This is a genomic window from Clostridium nigeriense (assembly GCF_050585265.1).
Classification (GTDB): Bacteria; Bacillota; Clostridia; order Clostridiales; family Clostridiaceae; genus Clostridium; species Clostridium nigeriense_B.
In genome coordinates this window covers 59,456-79,638 of the sequence record NZ_JBNOOE010000005.1, presented here as the reverse complement: position 1 = coordinate 79,638, position 20,183 = coordinate 59,456, and the positions used below count along the sequence as shown (strand labels likewise).

The window sequence follows — 20,183 nt, the reverse complement described above, 5'->3', positions numbered from 1 at the left end:
AGAAGGGAGAGAAATTTATGAGGAAACCCATTATAGGAGTTACTGCACTATTTGATGATGAAAAAAAGAATATTTTTATGTTACCATCTTATTTAAATGCAATTATAGAATCAGGTGGGGTACCAGTTATCTTACCGTTCATAGATAATAATGAAGATATAAAAAAATTGGTTAATAGGTTTGATGGATTTTTATTAACAGGAGGTCAAGATATAAATCCTGAAATTTATAAAGAAGAAAAAGCCGATTATTGTGGAGATATTAATTATGAAAGAGATACTATGGAAATAATCTTGCTTGGGGAGTTATTAAAGGCTAATAAACCTATTTTAGCTATTTGTAGAGGCTTTCAGCTATTAAATTCATATTTAGGTGGAAAGCTTTATCAAGATATAAGTAAAGAAAAAAATAATGGAGATGCAAGTATTCATTGGCAAGAAAAGCCTTATAATAAACCTATTCATAAGGTTAGAGTAAATAAAGATTCTCTATTATTTAAAATAGTAAAACAAGAAGAGATTATAGTAAACAGTATTCATCATCAGGCTATAAAGATGATAGATCCAAAGGCTAATGAAGCAGCTATTAGTGAAGATAACATTATAGAAAGTATATATTTAAGAGATAAAAATTTTGTATTAGGTGTTCAATGGCATCCTGAGTTATTATATAAAGAGTATGATGAGCAATCAGAAATATTTAAGAGTTTTATAAATAGTTGTAAATAAATCTACAGAAAAATCCCCGTTTACTTATATTAGTAATAAGGTTAATATAGGATTATTAAAATAATAATATATTAGACGATTTAATAATTAATTAAATCGTCTAATATCATATTACCACCAAGTCTATAATCATAATCAGATTTACTATCTATTGATTTTTTATAACTCCAAGTAGCATTCCAAAGCTTAACTACATATAAATAATCCTTTAATTTTTCTTTAAGTTCTATATCAAAATATCCAAAGTATTTTTTTATTAAGTAATCTTGTATTTCATCCTTCAAAAACCATGAAATAGTTGCTAGGTCGAAAAAAATATCTCCCATACCAGAAAACTCAAAATCTATAAGATAAATAAAATTATTAGCAGATAAAATATTAGAAGTGTTTAGATCATTATGGCATAAACCATAATGAATTTTATTGCATAATTTTATTTCTAAGTCTTTTAATTTAGTTATTAATAAGTTTATATCATGATTAAAAATAAAGTTTACACTATTTAAAAAGGATATATTATTATAAATCTCATTAAATGGATTAAAGTAAGTAGTACACTCTAAATTATGTAATTTTTTTAGGGTATTAACTAGAGTATTAATAAAGGTGGTAGAATTATAAAATTCTAAATTAAATTTAGAACTTTCCATATACTTACTTAATAAAATCCCATTATCTTTATTATGGTATAATATTTCCGGAGAAATACTGTAGTGCTTTATTAAACTTAAAATATCATGTTCACTATAAAAATTATTAGTATTATCACTACTAGGAATTCTTAGAACATATTTTTCATCTTGTAATTCAATTAAATAATTAGAATTATTTAAGCCACCAATTTTTGTTATTGGTATTTTTTTTGATTTTTTATCCATAAAGTCTCCTATATATTTATTATTATCTATTATATCAGATATAATAAATAAGTTAGAAGTATTAAATATATAGGAGACATATATGAAGAAATATAGTTTTATAGCAGAAATAAAAAAACATGAAGGAAAAGATGCCACATACATAGAAGTACCATTAGATATTGAAAAAGAATTTGGAGCAAAAAGGATTAAGGTTAAAGTTAAGTTTGATAATGTAGACTATAGAGGGTCAGTAGTGAAAATGGGTTTACCTTGTTATATGATAGGAATTACTAAGGAAATACGAAGTAAAATAGGTAAAACTTATGGTGATATTATAAGTGTTGAATTAGAGAAAGACGAGGAAGAGAGAGTAATTGAATTACCAATAGAGTTTAAAGAAAAACTTATTCAAAATGATGTTGCATATAAATTTTATGAAAGCTTATCTTATTCTCAACAAAGAAAATATTATCAATGGATAACCTCAGCTAAAAAGGATGAAACAAAAATAAAAAGAATGGAAGAAGCTATAGAAAAATTAAAAAATAGTGTTAAGTTATAATTTTAGGAGTAATAGGTATGATTTTAAGAAGAACAAGACAAGAAGAAATAAATAAAGTAGTAAAGATTATAGATGAAGCTAAGGAAACTCTAAAGAAAAATAATATTAATCAATGGCAAAATGGATATCCAAATGAAGAAGTTATATTAAGAGATATTGAAAATAATGAAAGTTATGTATTAGAACATAATGGAGTGGTAATTGGCACGACAGCTCTTTCATTTAATGGAGAAAAAACATATGATAAAATTTATGAGGGTAAGTGGTTATATAATGGAAGCTATGCAGTTATTCATAGAATAGCTGTTACTAATGTTGACGGATTGAAGGGAATTGGAACTGAAATACTAAAAAAATCAGAAAAAATATGCATGTCTAAAGGAATCAAAAATATAAGAGTTGATACTCATAAAGACAATAAATCAATGCAGGGATTATTATTAAAAAATAATTATAAGTATTGTGGTGTAATCTATTTAAAAGATGGAAGTAAAAGAATAGCTTTTGAAAAAGAAGTAAAGTAGTATTATTTACTTTTATTATCTTTAAGAATTTTCATATGGTATTTTATACAATTAATAGAATTATATAGGAGTGTTTTATATGGATATAGGAAATTTAATAATGGAACTTTTAAAATCTGAAGATAAAAAAAATCCTTATACAGATGAACAAATTGCAGTTAAATTAAAACTTTTAAGAGAAGTGGTAACAGATTTTAGGAAAAAGAATAATATTGATAACTCTAGAAAGAGAAGATTACAGTATATAAGCAATGATGCATTAGAAATTATAAAAAGAGATAGGAATATATCAGATAGGGCATTAGCAGAAGAGTTGAAATCATTAGGGTATAAAATTGAAAGATATGCTGCCTCAAATATAAAAAAGGATATAATAGTACGTTTAGATTCTATATTAGTTAAAGAAGAAACTAATATTAATACAGAAAAAGAAAGAAAAAACTATTTTGAAAATGTAGTTGGATACAATGGAAGCCTTAGAGTTCAGATATCTCAAGCTCAAGCAGCTGTAAGTTATCCACCTCATGGATTGCATGTATTAATTTTAGGCCCATCAGGAGTAGGTAAAAGTCATTTAGCGGATACAATGTATGAATTTGCAAAACATACAAAGAATTTTGATGAGAATTCAAAATATATTGTATTTAACTGTGCGGATTATGCAGATAATCCGCAACTATTACTATCACAATTATTTGGAAGTGTTAAGGGAGCATATACTGGAGCTAATGAAGATAAAATTGGGATTGTAGAATCATGTGATGGAGGAATTTTATTTTTAGATGAAGTTCATAGATTACCAGTAGAAGGGCAAGAAATATTATTTAGTATATTAGATAGGGGAAGCTTTAGAAGATTAGGGGAAAGTGAAAACGTTAGAAAAAGTAATGTAATGATAATTGCGGCAACAACTGAAAATGTTGAAAGCTCGCTTTTATTAACATTTAGAAGAAGAATCCCTATGGTTATAGAGATACCTGGAATTAAAGATAGACCTTACGAAGAGAGATTTGAATTAATTAATAAAGTATTTCTAGAAGAAAGCCATAGGATAAATAGAGACATGCTTGTATCAAAGGATGTCATAAGTAAACTTATGAAATATGATTGTAAGGGTAATATTGGACAGCTGAAAAGTGATATTAAGGTAGCTTGTGCAATTAGTTTTTTAGAAAATAATTTGAATGATAATAAAAGTTTATATATAGATGAAAGGCATATACCAGATTATATAAATGACCAAATAAATAATAAAAACAATTTAGAAATTGAGAAGTTTATTATGGAAGATATCTATATTTCGTATAATGGACAAGTAGATATTGAAAAAAGTAATTTAGATGAAAAAGAGAGTTCCAATATATATAAGTTTATAGAAAAAAGGCAATCTGAGCTTAAGTTTGCAGGCTATAGTGATGAAGAAATATCTAAAATGTTAAGCCAACAAGTTGAACTAGAATTAATTAGAGGAGCAAAAGCTATTAATTATTCAGTTTTAAATAATGATGAGTTAATGAGTTTAGTTGGGGTAAAAAGTTTAGATATTGCACGAGAAATGGTAAAGATTGCAAAAAAGAACATTTTAGGATTGCAATCAGATATTATTTATCCGTTAGCTGTACATTTAAACTCAACATATGAACGAATAATTTTAGGGAAAGAAATAATAAACCCAAAGATAGAGATTATAAAGAGTAAATATGAAAAAGAATTCAAAGTAGCGATAATGATGTGTGAAATTGCTAAAGAAAGGTTGAATATAAACATACCAGAAGATGAAATAGGCTTTATAACAATGTATTTAAAAAATTATAAAAGAGAAGTTAAAGAAGAAGAGGGAAAGGTTTCTGTTATAGTAATGACCCATGGAAGAGTTGCTACAGCCATGGCAGAAGTAGCAAATAAATTTTTAGGCGTAGAGCATGCTATAGGAATTGATATGGATTTTAGGGATTCACCAGATATTATGCTTGAAAAAGCTATAAAATGTGTAAAAGAGCATGATCAAGGAAAGGGCTGCATACTTTTAGTGGACATGGGTTCATTAGTTACATTTGGAGATATAATAACAGCCAAAACAGGAATAGAAACAGAGGTAATTGGTAGAGTGGATACTTTGATGGTAATAGAAGCAGTAAGAAAATCAGCTTTAACAGATCAATCTTTAGATGAAATAATACAAGACTTAGAAAATGAATCAAAGGGGTATGGATTAAATCAATATTATATTGAGAATAATAACTTATCTAATACAATTGTGACTTTATGTATAACAGGTAAGGGGGCTGCTTTGAAAATAAAGGAATATGTTGAATCACAAATAGATTTAATAGGTAAGAATGTAGAAGTAATATCTTTAGGATTTATGGATGGTGATATTACTGAATCCTTATCTAAAATATCAAAGAATAAGAATATAAAAGCTATAGTAGGAACTATTAATCCAGAGTTCAGAAGTATTCCGTTTATATCCTTAGAGGAAATTATGAGAGGTTCAGGAGTTAAAAAGTTAAATGATATCGTTTCTGATAAAGAAGAAAATAAGTTATCAGAAATAATTAATAAGGATGTTGTTTTCATAAATGAGAGCTATAGATATAAGGATGAAGCATTAGAAGATATGATAAAAAAGCTAATAGATGGTGGCTATGTAAAAGAAGAGTTCTTATTAAGTGTATTTAAAAGAGAAATATTAGGTAATACTTATTTGAAGGGTGGTATAGCAATTCCACATGGAGATGCAGAGTTTGTTACAAAACCAACCATTATGATTACTAAATTAGCCAATAGGATATATTGGGATGGAAGTTGTGAAGTAGATTTAATTTTTTTAGTGGCATTAAAGGATGATTCAAGAAAATACTTTGAGCAGCTATATAAAATTATAAAAAAAGAAGAAATATTAAATAAGCTAAAATCAAGTATTAGCAAGGATGAAATACTTCAAGTTTTATTATAATTCTATATTTTACAAAACCAGCCAAAAAATTGGCATATTTATTGCTTTAATATATGGCAAGAAACTAAAGGAGGGAAAAATGATGAAAGATTTTTCTAAAGTTACAGTTATATTAAGAGGATATAACTATGATGAAACAAAGACTGTTATGGAAGCTTTAGTTCAGTCAAATATTAGAGCTGTAGAAATAACATTGAATACTGATGGTGCACTAGAAACAATAGAAAAAATATCTAAGGAATATGCAGATAGAGTTAGTATAGGCGCTGGAACTGTTAAAAATTTAGATGATGCAAAAAAAGCTATTAAAGCAGGCGCAACTTTTATTTTAACTCCAATTGTAGTTGAAAAAGAAGTTATTAATGAATGTAAAAAAAATAATGTTTTATGTGTAATAGGTGCAATGAGCCCAACTGAAGTATGGTGGTGTTATGAAAATGGAGCCGATATAGTTAAAGTATTTCCAGCAAAAGATTGTGGAATTACTTACATAAAAGATATTAAAGCTCCGTTAGGTAATATTCCTATAATGGCTGTTGGTGGAGTATCAAAGCATAATGCTAAAGAATTTATGAACAATGGAGCAGATTATTTAGGTATAGGGTCTAGTTTATTTGATAAAAAAGATATATTAAACAAAAATATAGGTAATTTAGTTAAGACATTGAAGGAACTAGAAAAAGAAATTGATTAGGGGGATGACGTATGGATCATAGAACATTAGTTTATAGAAATTTAAACTTTGATAGTAGAAATGAAATATTAAGTTATTTGGCAGAAAAACTACAAGAAAAAGGGTATTCTAAAGAAGGCTACAGAGAAGCTATTTTAAAGCGTGAAGAAGAGTATCCAACAGGATTACCAGCAGAGGTAAAAATAGCAATTCCTCATTGTGATCATACTTTAGTAAATGAGTCAGCCATAGCAATTGGAGTACTCAATAATACTGTTAATTTTCAAGCGATGGATGATCCAAGTAAACCATTAGATGTTCAAATTGTAATTATGCTTGCATTAAATGAACCTCATGGACATATTGAAATGTTACAAAAAATAGTTCAATTAATAAAAAATCCAGAGGATTTGAAAAAAATAATTAAAGCAAAATCTGATGAAGATTTACTAAAGATAATAAATAACTATTTAAATTAAAAATATAAATTGAATTTGGAGGAGTAAAAAATGAAAAGAATATTAGTAGCTTGTGGAAATGGAATTGCAACATCAACTGTAGTTGCAACTAAAATTAAGGATATTTGTGCTGAAAAAGGAATATCTATTTCAGTAACTCAATGCAAATTATTGGAAATTGATAGTAAGGTAGATGATTTTGATATATTAGTTACAACAGGAAGATATGGTGGTGATAGTGCAAAGATACCAGTAGTTTCTGCAATGTCTTTATTAACAGGAATAGGTGAAGAAGAAACATTAGAAGAAATCGTCAACTATGCAAGAGGATAATATATAAAAATGTTTTTATAATAAGGAGGATATTATAATGGAGCTTATTTATAACGTATTCCAGACATTATTAAATGCAGGACCTACAGTACTTTTACCACTAATTATTTTAGGAGTAGGATTAGTTTTTGGTGTTAAGCCTGCTAAAGCTTTTAGATCAGGTTTAACAGTAGGTATAGGCTTTGCAGGTATAAAGCTTGTAATTAATCTTTTATCATCAAGTCTTGGGCCAGCAGCTAAAGCTATGGTTGAAAGATGGGGATTTAGTTTAGATGTCCTAGATGTTGGTTGGGGAACAATAGCAGCAGTTACATGGGCATCACCAATAATACCAATCTTAATATTCGCAATATTAGCAATAAATATTATAATGTTAATTCTTAAGAAAACAAATACTCTAGATGTTGATATATGGAATTATCATCATATGGCAATAGTTGGTGTTATGACTTATTTCGTTACTAGTAACATACTTTTAGGAGTTGGTGCTTCTATAGTAATGGCTATTGTAACATTCAAATTGTCTGACTGGTCAGCTGGAATGGTTGAAGATTATTTTGGATTACCAGGGGTATCATTACCAACAGTATCAGCTTTATCATCATTAATAGTTGCAGTACCATTAAATTGGGTATTAGATAAGATACCAGGAGTAAATAAAATAAATTTTTCATTAAAAGATGCTAAGAAGTATTTAGGATTCTTCGGTGAGCCAATAATAATGGGGTTAATTTTAGGTGGAATCATTGGTGCTTTAGCAGGGTATAACTTTACAGATATAGCAAATGTTGCAGTTAATATGTCCGCAGTATTAGTTCTTATACCTAAGATGACAGCATTATTTATGGAAGGATTAATTCCGATATCTGAAGGAGCTAAAAAATTTGCTAAGAAGAGATTTAAAGGAAGAGATTTGTATATAGGATTAGATGCAGCGGTTGTTTCAGGAAATCCAGATGTTATTACAACTTCATTAATAGTAATTCCTTTAACTATATTATTAGCAGTAGTATTGCCAGGAAATAGAATGTTACCTTTCGCAGATTTAGCAGTAATTCCATTTAGAGTGGCACTTGTAGTAGCATTAACAAGAGGTAATTTATTTAAAAATATTGTTATTGGGCTAGCTACTACTGCAGCAATATTATTAGCAGGAACAGTAACAGCGCCAACATTAACTAACTTAGCATCAAGTGTCGGAATAGATTTAAGTTTAGCGGCTGGAGCATTAATATCATCATTTGCAGCAACTAGTTTAACACAAAGTTTCATAATATATATGGCATTTACAGCAGGTAACCCATTGATAAATATCCCAGTATTATTAATAGCTTTTGGAGTGATTTGGTTCTATATGGATGTCATTAAGCCAAAGAAATTAAATAAAGAAAATTCAGGAAAAAGCAACGAATTAGAGAAAAGCATATAAATAGATTTAATTAAAAGGAGACTTTGTAATGAAGATAACAAAAATTAAAGTATATACTGTAAAACCAAGATGGATATTTATTAAAATTTCAACAGATGAAGGAATTGAAGGTTGGGGAGAGATGATATCTGGAACAAAGACAGATACAGTTGTAGCAGGAGCATATGAACTTGGAAAAAGAATAATAGGAAGAGACCCGTTTGAAATAGAAAGAATATGGCAAGAACTTCACAGATCATTCTTTAGAGCTGGTCCAATTAATGGAACAATAGTATCTGGAATAGAGATGGCACTATGGGATATTAAAGGAAAGGCATTAAATGTTCCAGTATATGAATTGTTAGGAGGAGCAGCTAGAGACAGAATAATGGTTTATTCATGGATTGGTGGAGATAGACCACAAGATGTTGCTAAAGAAGCTATAGATAGAAGAGATAGAGGGTTCAAAGCTATAAAGATGAATGCAACAGAAGAACTTCATTATATAGATTCTTTTGAAAAAGTACAAGCTGTAGTTGATAGAGTTAAGTCTATAAGAGATGCAGTAGGATTTGATTTAAATATTGGAGTTGATTTTCATGGACGTGTCCATAAGGCAATGGCAAAGGTTTTAGCAAAAGAATTAGAACCTTATAAGTTAATGTTTTTAGAAGAAGTAGTATTACCAGAAAATGAAGAAGCTTTCAAGGAAATAGCTCAACATACTTCAACACCACTTTCAACTGGAGAAAGACTATATAGTAGATGGGGATTTAAAAACATAATAAAAGAAGGTATAATTGATATAATTCAACCAGATATAGCTCTTTGTGGAGGAATTTTAGAAGCTAGAAAAATTGCGGCTATGGCAGAAGCATTTGATATAGCAGTTGCACCTCATGCACCATATGGACCTATTGCATTAGCAGCAACTTTACAATTAGATGTATGTACACCTAATGTATTTATACAAGAGCAAAGTTTAGGTATCCATTATAATAAAGGATTTGATTTGCTTGACTTTGTTAAGAATAAAGAAATATTCCAATATAAGGATGGATTCTTAGAGATACCTACTAAACCAGGTTTAGGTCTAGAAATTGACGAAGAATTAGTAGAAAAGGTTTCAGCAGAAGGGTTATATTGGAGGAATCCAAGTTGGAAAAACTATGATGGAACAATAGCAGAGTGGTAAAATAATAAAATGATCTGTATTTATTATACAGGTCATTTTATATTGTAAAGAAGAAGTCATATATGGAAAAAACAATATGTAAGTAGGTTAGTAAAATAAATATTTTTATAAAGAAAAATTCAACAAACATACAAAGAAAAAAATGTAAAATAAGTTTGAAAATGGTTGGAGATTCAATTATAATTAAACTGTAAGATTATAATATACAAATTTAAAATGAAAGGAGAAAAAAATGAAAAGAAAGCTTACAAGCTTAATACTGGTTATACTTATGACTTGCAGTTTTATACTTAGCCCAATAAAGGGCAGAAAAGCACTAGCAGATGGAAATACACAAATAGTTAATCCAACAAGAGAATACTCAAACAACAAGGTAACTACAATAGAAAATGGAGTTGGGGCGATTGAGGCATCAGAGGAAGATGTTACTACATTTAAGGATCTTGATAACTTTACAATGAACACGACTCTTACAATGTCCGCGGGAACAAGTACTGTACAAGGAATTTTCTTTCTTGGAGACAGTAAACAAAATTCTAATTACATCACAATCTACTTTATACCAGGTAGTAATAAAATTGGTATTGAATCAAAAAATGGAGGAATTAATACATCATTTAACACATCAGTTACAATAACTGATGGACAACCTCATACATTTACTTTTACTGTTTCAAAGGGTAACTATTACAGATTCTATTTAGATGGTGTAATGGTAAATGAGGGGAAAACAGCAGCAACTTTTTCAAAGGGAATTGTTCCAAATGCAGATCATATGATATTTGGAAATGGAAAACGTGCTAGTAATGGAAATGGATATCCTCTAAAAGGTACACTAAAAAATATTGAATTATTTGATAGTGCCATAAGTGAAGAGCAAATTCTACAATATCATGAAAATGGAGGAGAGGAAGAGGTCTTTTCGTATAAAAATGCTTATTATAAAAATACATCAGATACAAAATATGAAAATACATCTGTAAATAATGTAAACGATCTTAAGTCATTAGAGAGTGGGTCTATTACAGTTAGATATAGAGCAAATGCAGCAACCAATCAGTTAATGACGTTGTTTAGCTTATCAGATAGTACAGATGAAAATAAATATTTTACTTTTTATGTTAACCCTGGTAGTAATTCAGTTGGTGTTGAGGTAAAAGGCGGAACGGAAAGTACAGCAAATGGTAACTTTGTACTTAATAATAATCATTTAACAGAGAAATCTGTATCAATAAAAGATACAAAATGGCATACTTTAACAGTTACAAAAACAGATAATACATCTAATAATCGGTATACATTTTATATTGATGGTAAAGTGGTAAATTACTATAGTAATAAGAAAGGATTCCTTAATAATGTAACATCAGCTAATACAATAAGTATTGGACAAGTGAAAAGAGGAAATAATGCTAGTACAATGCCCTTCGAAGGAGCTATAGATTATGTAAAGGTTATAGAAGGGATTCTTACTGAAAGTGAAATAAAATCATTACATCAAGAAACAGCAAATACAACAACTACTGAATTAGATTTAACAAATGCATACAAAACTGAAGCAGAGCCAATTTTCTATTCTGGTTATGATAACTCTGCATCCTATAGAATACCATCTTTATTAACTACTAAAGAAGGCACTGTAATTGCAGCAATTGATAAGCGTAACCAACATTCTGGAGATTGGGGTAATATTGATACTATGATACGTCGTAAAGAAGTTGGAGAAGAGGATTTTAGCGAAGGGCAAGTTATTTTAGATTTAGTAGATAATAATAGTGGCTCAGCTAATTCAGCATTTCTTATTGATCCATCTATGGTTCAAGATGAAGAAACAGGAAGAATATATTTATTAGTAGATATGTTCCCAGAATCAACAGGATTGGCTAACTCTGGTATATTAGAAACTGGAACTGGATATAAGAATATAGATGGAAAAGATTATCAACTCTTATATGATGATGAAAACAATGAATATACTATTAGCGAAGATGGAAATGTATATAATTCTGAAAATGAATTAACAGGATATAGAATAATAACAGAGTGTGAAGCCCCATACAAAGAACTAGGAAATATATATAAAAATGGAGAATATAAGGGTAACATATATATGTTTTCTGGAGAAGATAAGGGAGAATTAAATGTAGTTCGTACATCATACTTATGGCTTATGCATTCAGATGATGATGGAAAGACATGGTCTATACCTAAAGATATTACGCCTCAAGTAAAGAAAGATTGGATGAAGTTTATAGGAACTGGTCCAGGGGTTGGTATTCAAATGGATAATGGTAAATTAGTATTCCCAGTTTACCATACGAATGAAAATGTTGGAGCAAGTCAATCTTCAGCAGTAATAGTAAGTGATGATAATGGTGAAACTTGGACAATTGGAGAATCTCCAATGGTCAAATTAGGAAGAGATCCTGAAACTATGACAAGCGGAGGAATGCTTACAGAATCACAAGTAATACAAACAAATAATGGTGAACTTAAGCTATTTATGCGTAATACTATAGCCAATACAGTTTATGTTGCTACTAGTAATGATGATGGTAGTACTTGGTATAAAGTTGAAAATGATAGTAATATACCAGAATTTTATTGTCAGCTATCAGTTATAGATTTTGAAAAGGATGGGAAGGAATATGTAATGATATCTAATCCATCAATGTCAGGAAGAACAGACGGAAAAGTTCATCTTGGAGAAGTTTCAGAAAATGGAGATATTACATGGACTAATTCACAATTGCTTTCAACAGGGCATTTTCAATATTCATCCCTTACACAATTATCTAATGGTAATTTTGCTGTACTTTATGAATTAGATGATTCTAATGGAAATATTGGAATTTATTATACTGAATTTGATGAGGCTTGGATTAAAGCTACTAATAAAACAATAGATATTCCAAATCCTGTAGTTACTTCAAGTAGTGCAAAACTAAGTGATAATATTATGACTATTGATTTAAATTTATCACAAAATGTTTTTGTAGCAGGAAATCCTACACTTACTTTAACAATAGGAAATAATACTTTAAATGCTGAATATATTAAGGGATCAGGAACAAATAAATTAGTGTTTAAAGCAACACTTACTGGTAATGAATCAGGAAAAGTTATTGCTACGAGTGTTGATGAAACTAATGGTATTATAGAAAACACTATTGGAGGAAAAATTACTGAAGTAAATGAAAATATATATGATCTAACTAAAATAAGTAAAATATCTTATGAAGGTGTTGATTATACAACACAACATAGTGACTCAACTGCAGAAAATACAGATGGAGCAGCAGTAAACGTTATAGATGGTAATGCTAATACTTATTGGCATTCAACATGGGGAAATTCCAATATTAGTCTTCCACAATCAGTTACGCTAAAATTAAAAGAAGAAACAAAAATTTATAAGCTTTCTTACATTCCAAGACAAAATAGTTCTAGTGGACGTGTTAAGGAATATGAAATTTTAGTAAGTACTGATGGCATAAATTTTACAAAAGTAGCAAGTGGTACATTCTTAGATAATATTACTGAGCAAAGTATAGACTTTATACCAGTAAATGCAAAGTATATAAAATTCCAAGTGAATTATGCCTATTCTGGAGGGGCAGCGCAAAGTGCAGCTGTAGCAGAATTAAGTCTTCATAAATATACTGATGGGCTTTTTGGAGAAGTTAATAAATCTGAGCTTATTGCAGAAGTTGACAATGCAAAAGAAGTAATTAAAGGAGAATATTCTCAAGCAAGTATAAATAGAGTCCAAGAAAAGATAAGTGAAGCAGAAGAAATTTTAGATGCATCTATTGTATCTCAAAATATGATAGATAATGCAATTAAGAACCTTAAAGCTTCAGAAGAAGCTTTAGTAAATATATCAAATATATTAAATGCTATATTAGAGTTCGAAGATATGGATTCTAAGGATTATACAACTAGTACTTGGGAAGCTTATAGCAATTCAATTAAGGAAGCAAAAGATGTAGCTAAAATAGCAACAACCAAAAAACAGGTAACAGATGTACTTATAAAAGTAATTTATATGAAATCTAATTTAATAGAAGAAGTGAAAGTAGATAAGAAGGAATTAAATACACTATATGAAAAGTCTAAAAGCTTTGTAAAAGATGATTATACAGAAGAAAGTTGGAAAGCTTTTGAAGAAGCCTTTATAAATGCTGAGAAAGTAATTAACAATTTAAATGCAACTCAAGAAGAAGTAAATTTAGCTTTATTAAATTTACAAGAAGCAGTTGCAGCTTTAGAAAATGCTGAAAGTGAAGTAGATAAAACAGAATTACAAAAATTATATAGTGAATCTTTAGTTCTTCAAGAAGAGGAGTATACAATAGAGAGCTGGATAATTTTTAGCAATGCAAGAGACTTAGCAAGAAATACACTTAATAGCGAAGAAGCAACTATAGATCAAGTTAATAATGCTTTAGATACACTTAATTTAGCTATTAGTAAATTAGAAAAAATAAAGGCAGAAGAAATAGATGTAACATCACTTCAGTCTCTAATAAATTTAGTTGAGGGTATAGACTTAGAACTTTATGTTGAAAAAGGACAAGCCGAATTTAATGCAGCTTTAGAATATGCTCGTGAAGTTTTATCATATCCTCAAAGTAATGAAAGGGTCATGGAAGCAGTAAAGTCCCTTAGTAAAGCTTATTTAGATCTTCGTCTTCTTCCTGATAAGGAGCTTATAAATCAGTTAATTAATTTTATTAATGAAGTTAAGGATATTGATATAAACAAGTATTCTTTAAATACTAAAAATACTATTTTAAAAGTGATAGAAGATGTAAATAATTTACTTCAAAATGCTAATATGACAGAAGAAGAAGTTTTAGAAGCAATAGATCAAATAAATGATATAAAGTTATTAATGGCTAAGGAAGATAAAAATATTAAAGAGGATAATACTGATATTATAGATAATTCCTCAGAGACAATAATAAAAGGGGAATTACCTAATACAGGGGCAGATTCAATATATACAAGTGTTATTCTAGGATTTGTATTTTTAGGCAGTGGAGTAACTTTGTATAAAAGAAGAAAAGTAAGGTAAATTAAATATAAAAAATAAGTACCCCACTAAAAGATTTGCATAGTCTATAATATACTATGTCTTTAAGGTGGGGTATTTTTGTCTAAAAAGAAACATAGAAAAAAAAGAGGTAGAGCAGCAGCAGATTTTTTTGGAGGAAGAAGAACTAGTTCAACTACAAAAAGACAAGAAGAAAGAGAGCCTGTTTTAGAAGAAGAAGAAGGTGCAACTACAGAAACGCCTACTAGAGAGGAACTTTTAGAGGAGTTAGGTATTATAGATTTAAGTATAGATCTAGTTACTATAATAGTTATTGCGACAATTTTAAATTTGTATTATGTTCATAGCTTAAAAGCACAAATTTTAGACGAGTTATTTAATACAGATTTTAAAGAAAATTTTATAGATACAACTAGTTTTCCTAGATTAACTAACACTATGTTTCTATTTACAACAGGAATGTTTTTAATATTAAATTATACATTGCTTCAAGAAAGCAAGATGGAACATATAAATGATTGTAATAATAAAGAAGTAATATCAAGTTATAAATCATTTTTAGCTAGCATATTTACTTTTTTAGCAGTAACAATAAGCAGAGATAATTTAGAAATTTAAAAAGAGCCATTGATAAATTTATATATGGCTCTTTTTTACTATAATATTTTTACTTTATTAAGAGTTAATCCATTCAACCACACCAGGAGTTAATGAAGCAACATCATCTTTACAAACCTTAGTTACGAATAGTAAATCACCAGCTTCTAAAAAGGTTTTGATTTTTTCAGATATCTCTTTAGCTGAAGTATTAGTTTTAACTAAATAACTATCAGGCATGAAGTTAGCCCATGCTCCTAAAGATTTTATAGTTGCAACTATATCATAATCATCACGATGATGATGTTCATGATCGTGATTTTCACATCCACATGAGTGAGAATTTTCATTTAAATAAAATGTTATTGCATAAGTTTCCATAATTACCACCTTAAATTTATATTTACCTTTATAATAATATATATTGTTGATAAAATCTAGTTAATTATTATGTGAAACAATATGATATTTTTAAATATTAAATATATTTATTTATAAAATTTTTTATAGTTGACCAATATAAATCTGGATCTACCTTTGAGGATTTAGCATGTCCAGCACCTTTTACTGTTAATTTTTCTTTTTCACAGTTTGCAGCATTATAAAGCTCATCCATCATTTTATAGGGGACAAAGTCATCCTCATCTCCATGAATAAATAATATAGGAGTATTAGATTTTGCTACTTGTTTTAATGCTGAAGCTTCTTTTAAACCATAACCAGCTTTAAATCTTGCAATAGCAGAAGAAGCATTCATTATAGGAAAATTAGGCAATGAATACATTGATTTTAATTTATGAGAGAATTGTTCCCAAACAGAAGTATAACCACAATCAGAAATAATAGCTTTTATATTACTTGGAAGCTCTTCACCAGAAGTCATAGATACTGTAGCAGCACCCATGGACACACCATGAAGAATAATTTTGGAATTTTTATTTTCTTTAAGAACTAAATCTATCCATTTTAAGATATCAAGTCTATCGTACCAACCCATGCCAATATAGTTTCCTTCACTTTCGCCATGGCCTCTCAAATCAGGAATTAATATATTATATCCCATATCATAAAAATTTTTAGCATAGTTACTCATATAAAGACCTTTACTTGTATAACCATGAACTGTTATTACCCATTTATTACTAGTATTTTCATTTAGAATTTTATATCCATGCATGGTTAAGTTATCGAAAGATTTAATATATACGTTAGAATAATTAGATTTGTTAAGTATCCAAACTAAGCTTTCATTAACGACTTCGCCACTAGTAGATTTTGATTCTTCTTTACTACCAAAAATAGAATCCTTTGAAGTCTTAGGGTTAAGTGCTAGATTGTAAAAATAATTTCCAATAACACTTAAAGCGCCAACGGATAGTGTTCCTAAAATACCTGTAGATATTAACATAGCTTTTTTCTTATTCATATATCATCACACCTTAAATTAAAATAATATATAATATTCAAAATAAAATATAAAGTTGTTATTAAGGATTATTTTAACATTTTTAAATTTGTATAACAATAATATGTTAAATTTATAAAAAGCTTGACAATTTAAAATATTCTTCATATGATGTAAGAGTAATAAGAATTAAATAATTCGGTAGGTGAGGTTACCACAAGGATAAGGGTTGCTACCGCAAAATAGTGGAGACACTATGAGAAGGTTAGCAGTCTATGTCGAAAACAAGGCATAGACTAATGCAATTTCATCGCCTTGTGATGCTGAAGCTTGAACGATGATAAAGTAATTAAGTTACTTTAAGTTTTATGCAAACTTTTTTATTTATATTATTTTTTATAATGTATTTATAAGTTTACTCACCTTACCATTTACATATGGTAAGGTTTTTTTATTCTCAAATATCCATTTTATAAAATTTGATTTTAGGAGGTGAAGAGGAATGGATGAAGAGAGTAGTAAGATTATAGATCCTTTAGGACAAATTATAAGATTATTTATTAGAGAGGAGTCTATTCCTCTCACAAGTTAAAATTAAATATTTATTATAATACTTCTTTCGGATCTATGTCTTGCATCTAGATTAATTAAAAATTAGGAGGTAAGACTATGAAAAAGAGATTATTTAAAAGAGTAATTACAGAGAAAGTAAGAAAGAATGTATCAGCTAATAACTTGATAGTAGCTTCTAAGCTAAAGGAAAAAGATGTTTTAAAGAAATATAACACAAGCTATCAAGGTTATGAAAAAAGTAAAGTAGAGTTAATGAGGGAAGAGTATGGAAAAAATGAAATTACTCATCAAAAAGGTGATTCTATATTAAAAAGATTAGTAGAAGCCTTTATAAATCCCTTTACAATAATTTTATTAATATTAGCAGTAATATCTTTTATAACAGATATAATAATGGTTGAACCAGGAAAAAAGGATGGAACTTCAGTTATTATAGTAACTTCAATGGTATTAGTTAGTGGAGTACTACGATTTGTTCAAGAAGCCAAGTCTAATAAAGCTGCTGAAAAGCTAGGAGAAATGGTAGAGACTACAATTAGTGTAGCTAGAAAGATTGAAGGTATAAAAGAAATCCCAATAAGTGAGATTGTAGTTGGAGATATAATTCATCTTGCAGCAGGAGATATGATACCAGCTGATGTTAGAATATTAAAGTCTAAAGACTTATTTATTAGTCAATCATCTCTTACTGGTGAAAGTGAGCCTGTAGAGAAAATATCTGATTCATTATTAACAGATTGTAAGAATCCACTAGAGCTAGAAAACCTAGCATTTATGGGAAGCAATGTTATTAGTGGTTCAGCTATAGCAATAGCAATTAATGTTGGTGACGATACAATATTTGGTTCAATAGCAAAGGATTTATCAGGTAAAAAAAGAGATACTAGTTTTGAAAAAGGTGTAAATTCAGTATCTTGGGTATTAATTAGACTTATGTTAATTATGGTTCCAATAGTGCTATTTATGAATGGATTTACGAAGGGAGACTGGATGGAAGCATTTCTATTTGCAGTATCAGTAGCAGTAGGATTAACTCCAGAAATGTTACCGATGATAGTATCTGCAAATCTTGCTAAAGGTGCTGTGTCTATGTCTAAGAAAAAAGTAATAGTTAAAGATTTAGGAGCAATACAAAACTTCGGAGCTATGGATATTCTTTGTACAGATAAAACTGGAACTATTACTCAAGATAAAGTGGTTTTAGAATATTCATTAAATATCCATGGAAAAGAAGATAATAGGGTTTTACGTCATGCTTTCCTTAATAGTTATCATCAAACTGGACTTAAAAATTTAATGGACATAGCAATAATAAACCATGCTAATGAAAGTGATATGATAGAACTTTGGAGAGATTATAAAAAAGTAGATGAAATTCCATTTGATTTTAGTCGTCGTCGTATGAGTGTTGTAGTTGAAAGTAAAGAGGGAAAGACTCAACTAATTACAAAAGGTGCTATTGAAGAAATGCTAGAAGTATCTACTCATGTAGAATATTACGGAGAAATAAAATCTATTACAGAGGAAATTAGAAAAGAAATTTTATGTAGAGTTTCAGAATATAATAGCCAAGGAATGAGAATTTTAGGTGTTTCTCAAAAAAATAATCCTCCAAGAATTAATGAACTTTCTATTAATGATGAAAGCGATATGGTATTAATTGGATTTTTAGCTTTTTTAGATCCACCAAAGGAAAGTACAGCTAATGCAATTAATGCATTAAATGAATATGGAGTTAATGTAAAAATTCTAACTGGTGATAATGATAAAGTTACAGCGTCTGTTTGTAAACAAGTTGGAATTAAAGTAAATAATTTATTATTAGGTTCAGATATAGAAGAAATGGATGATGAATTATTAAGAGTAGCTGTTGAAGAAACTAATATATTTGCTAAGCTATCACCTACCCAAAAGACTAAAGTTGTTTCAGCTCTTAAAGCTAATGGACATACTGTTGGATTTATGGGGGATGGAATAAATGATGCAGCTGCAATGAGTGAAGCTGATGTTGGAATATCAGTAGATACAGCTGTTGATATTGCTAAGGAATCTGCAAATATAATATTATTACAAAAAGATTTAATGGTATTAGAAGATGGTGTAATAGAAGGAAGAAAGATTTATGCTAATATAATAAAATATATTAAAATGACAGCTAGTTCAAACTTTGGAAATATATTTTCTGTACTAATAGCAAGCATATTCCTACCATTTATACCAATGCTACCAATTCAATTATTAATGTTAAACTTAATTTATGATATTTCATGTATTACAATTCCATGGGATAATGTTGATGAAGAGTATTTAAAAGAACCACGTAAGTGGGATGCAAGCTCTATTAGTAAATTTATGTTATGGATGGGACCTACTAGTTCATTATTTGATGTTGTAACATTTATAATAATGTATTTCTTTATTTGTCCATTTGTATTTGGAGGACAATTTAAGAGTTTAAATGAAATACAACAACTTGGATTTATAGGACTTTTCCATGCAGGATGGTTTGTTGAATCATTATGGTCACAAACTCTTGTGATTCATATGATTAGAACGGAAGATGTACCATTTATTAATAGTAGAGCATCATGGCAATTAACTTCATTAACTACTTTAGGAATAATAGTAGGAACAATTATTCCATATACTAGATTTGGTAATGCTTTAGAAATGGTTTCAATGCCATTTATATATTTTGTATGTTTAATTATAATCATTATTCTATATATGTCTTTAGTTACAGTTTTAAAGAAAAGATTTATAAATAGATATGGAGAATTACTATAAGTTTTTTGAAGAGTCCTAGCATAAATATATAGGACTCTTTTTTTACAATAAATATATTGAAT

At 28.7% G+C, this 20,183-nt stretch carries 15 protein-coding genes and 1 riboswitch; of the genes, 12 read left to right on the top strand and 3 right to left on the bottom strand.

From position 1 onward, the window contains the following. Positions 1-17: 17 nt before the first annotated feature. A complete protein-coding gene (locus tag ACQPVP_RS06395; RefSeq protein ID WP_430848269.1) occupies positions 18-728 on the top strand; it encodes a gamma-glutamyl-gamma-aminobutyrate hydrolase family protein in 711 nt (236 codons plus the stop codon). Positions 729-808: 80 nt separating this feature from the next. On the opposite strand, the gene ACQPVP_RS06390 is transcribed toward ACQPVP_RS06395, so the two are convergent. After that, positions 809-1,606 carry a phosphotransferase gene (locus ACQPVP_RS06390; protein WP_430848267.1) on the bottom strand — a complete coding sequence of 266 codons (798 nt, stop codon included), beginning with the start codon at positions 1,604-1,606 and terminating at the stop codon, positions 809-811. 82 nt (positions 1,607-1,688) lie between these two features. Between ACQPVP_RS06390 and ACQPVP_RS06385 the strand changes: the two genes are divergently transcribed. The 10 genes from ACQPVP_RS06385 to ACQPVP_RS06340 all read left to right on the top strand — a co-directional run bounded on the left by ACQPVP_RS06385 (position 1,689) and on the right by ACQPVP_RS06340 (position 15,377). Next, a complete protein-coding gene (locus ACQPVP_RS06385; protein ID WP_430848265.1) occupies positions 1,689-2,150 on the top strand; it encodes a YdeI/OmpD-associated family protein in 462 nt (153 codons plus the stop codon). A 17-nt stretch (positions 2,151-2,167) separates the two neighbouring features. Continuing rightward, the gene (locus tag ACQPVP_RS06380) at positions 2,168-2,674 is read left to right on the top strand and encodes a GNAT family N-acetyltransferase (RefSeq protein ID WP_430848263.1); all 507 of its coding nucleotides are present in this window, start codon (positions 2,168-2,170) and stop codon (positions 2,672-2,674) included. 79 nt (positions 2,675-2,753) lie between these two features. Beyond that, positions 2,754-5,633, top strand: a complete 2,880-nt coding sequence (locus ACQPVP_RS06375) for a sigma 54-interacting transcriptional regulator (RefSeq protein WP_430848261.1) — start codon at positions 2,754-2,756, stop codon at positions 5,631-5,633. 79 nt (positions 5,634-5,712) lie between these two features. Further along, positions 5,713-6,327, top strand: a complete 615-nt coding sequence (locus ACQPVP_RS06370) for a bifunctional 4-hydroxy-2-oxoglutarate aldolase/2-dehydro-3-deoxy-phosphogluconate aldolase (protein ID WP_430839374.1) — start codon at positions 5,713-5,715, stop codon at positions 6,325-6,327. A gap of 11 nt (positions 6,328-6,338) precedes the next feature. Further along, positions 6,339-6,785: a PTS sugar transporter subunit IIA gene (locus tag ACQPVP_RS06365; protein WP_430848259.1), complete on the top strand. Its 447-nt coding sequence runs from the start codon at positions 6,339-6,341 to the stop codon at positions 6,783-6,785. A gap of 30 nt (positions 6,786-6,815) precedes the next feature. Then, the gene (locus tag ACQPVP_RS06360) at positions 6,816-7,097 is read left to right on the top strand and encodes a PTS sugar transporter subunit IIB (protein ID WP_430848257.1); all 282 of its coding nucleotides are present in this window, start codon (positions 6,816-6,818) and stop codon (positions 7,095-7,097) included. Positions 7,098-7,134: 37 nt separating this feature from the next. Continuing rightward, positions 7,135-8,526 (top strand): PTS galactitol transporter subunit IIC, encoded by a 1,392-nt coding sequence (locus tag ACQPVP_RS06355; protein WP_430848255.1) that lies wholly within the window; start codon positions 7,135-7,137, stop codon positions 8,524-8,526. A gap of 28 nt (positions 8,527-8,554) precedes the next feature. Then, complete coding sequence (dgoD, locus tag ACQPVP_RS06350; protein WP_430848253.1) at positions 8,555-9,700, top strand: galactonate dehydratase; 1,146 nt, start codon at positions 8,555-8,557, stop codon at positions 9,698-9,700. A 232-nt stretch (positions 9,701-9,932) separates the two neighbouring features. Continuing rightward, positions 9,933-14,780: a sialidase domain-containing protein gene (locus tag ACQPVP_RS06345; protein WP_430848251.1), complete on the top strand. Its 4,848-nt coding sequence runs from the start codon at positions 9,933-9,935 to the stop codon at positions 14,778-14,780. A gap of 78 nt (positions 14,781-14,858) precedes the next feature. Continuing rightward, positions 14,859-15,377, top strand: a complete 519-nt coding sequence (locus tag ACQPVP_RS06340) for a hypothetical protein (RefSeq protein WP_430848249.1) — start codon at positions 14,859-14,861, stop codon at positions 15,375-15,377. Between the two features lie 57 nt (positions 15,378-15,434). On the opposite strand, the gene ACQPVP_RS06335 is transcribed toward ACQPVP_RS06340, so the two are convergent. Together ACQPVP_RS06335 and ACQPVP_RS06330 are read right to left on the bottom strand one after the other, a co-directional pair. Continuing rightward, positions 15,435-15,737: a hypothetical protein gene (locus tag ACQPVP_RS06335; RefSeq protein ID WP_430848247.1), complete on the bottom strand. Its 303-nt coding sequence runs from the start codon at positions 15,735-15,737 to the stop codon at positions 15,435-15,437. Positions 15,738-15,834: 97 nt separating this feature from the next. Then, complete coding sequence (locus ACQPVP_RS06330; RefSeq protein ID WP_430848245.1) at positions 15,835-16,782, bottom strand: alpha/beta hydrolase; 948 nt, start codon at positions 16,780-16,782, stop codon at positions 15,835-15,837. Positions 16,783-16,951: 169 nt separating this feature from the next. Continuing rightward, positions 16,952-17,110, top strand: a riboswitch (M-box (ykoK) riboswitch). Between the two features lie 320 nt (positions 17,111-17,430). Between ACQPVP_RS06330 and mgtA the strand changes: the two genes are divergently transcribed. Then, positions 17,431-20,121, top strand: a complete 2,691-nt coding sequence (mgtA, locus tag ACQPVP_RS06325; RefSeq protein WP_430848243.1) for a magnesium-translocating P-type ATPase — start codon at positions 17,431-17,433, stop codon at positions 20,119-20,121. Positions 20,122-20,183: the final 62 nt, after the last annotated feature.

Coding starts and splice junctions, on each gene's coding strand:
- ACQPVP_RS06365 (WP_430848259.1), top strand. CDS start 6,339: ATGGATCATAGAACATTAGTTTATAGAAATTTAAACTTTGATAGTAGA.
- dgoD (WP_430848253.1), top strand. CDS start 8,555: ATGAAGATAACAAAAATTAAAGTATATACTGTAAAACCAAGATGGATA.
- ACQPVP_RS06385 (WP_430848265.1), top strand. CDS start 1,689: ATGAAGAAATATAGTTTTATAGCAGAAATAAAAAAACATGAAGGAAAA.
- ACQPVP_RS06375 (WP_430848261.1), top strand. CDS start 2,754: ATGGATATAGGAAATTTAATAATGGAACTTTTAAAATCTGAAGATAAA.
- ACQPVP_RS06395 (WP_430848269.1), top strand. CDS start 18: ATGAGGAAACCCATTATAGGAGTTACTGCACTATTTGATGATGAAAAA.
- ACQPVP_RS06370 (WP_430839374.1), top strand. CDS start 5,713: ATGATGAAAGATTTTTCTAAAGTTACAGTTATATTAAGAGGATATAAC.
- ACQPVP_RS06390 (WP_430848267.1), bottom strand. CDS start 1,606: ATGGATAAAAAATCAAAAAAAATACCAATAACAAAAATTGGTGGCTTA.
- ACQPVP_RS06330 (WP_430848245.1), bottom strand. CDS start 16,782: ATGAATAAGAAAAAAGCTATGTTAATATCTACAGGTATTTTAGGAACA.
- ACQPVP_RS06360 (WP_430848257.1), top strand. CDS start 6,816: ATGAAAAGAATATTAGTAGCTTGTGGAAATGGAATTGCAACATCAACT.
- ACQPVP_RS06355 (WP_430848255.1), top strand. CDS start 7,135: ATGGAGCTTATTTATAACGTATTCCAGACATTATTAAATGCAGGACCT.
- ACQPVP_RS06345 (WP_430848251.1), top strand. CDS start 9,933: ATGAAAAGAAAGCTTACAAGCTTAATACTGGTTATACTTATGACTTGC.
- ACQPVP_RS06380 (WP_430848263.1), top strand. CDS start 2,168: ATGATTTTAAGAAGAACAAGACAAGAAGAAATAAATAAAGTAGTAAAG.
- mgtA (WP_430848243.1), top strand. CDS start 17,431: ATGAAAAAGAGATTATTTAAAAGAGTAATTACAGAGAAAGTAAGAAAG.
- ACQPVP_RS06335 (WP_430848247.1), bottom strand. CDS start 15,737: ATGGAAACTTATGCAATAACATTTTATTTAAATGAAAATTCTCACTCA.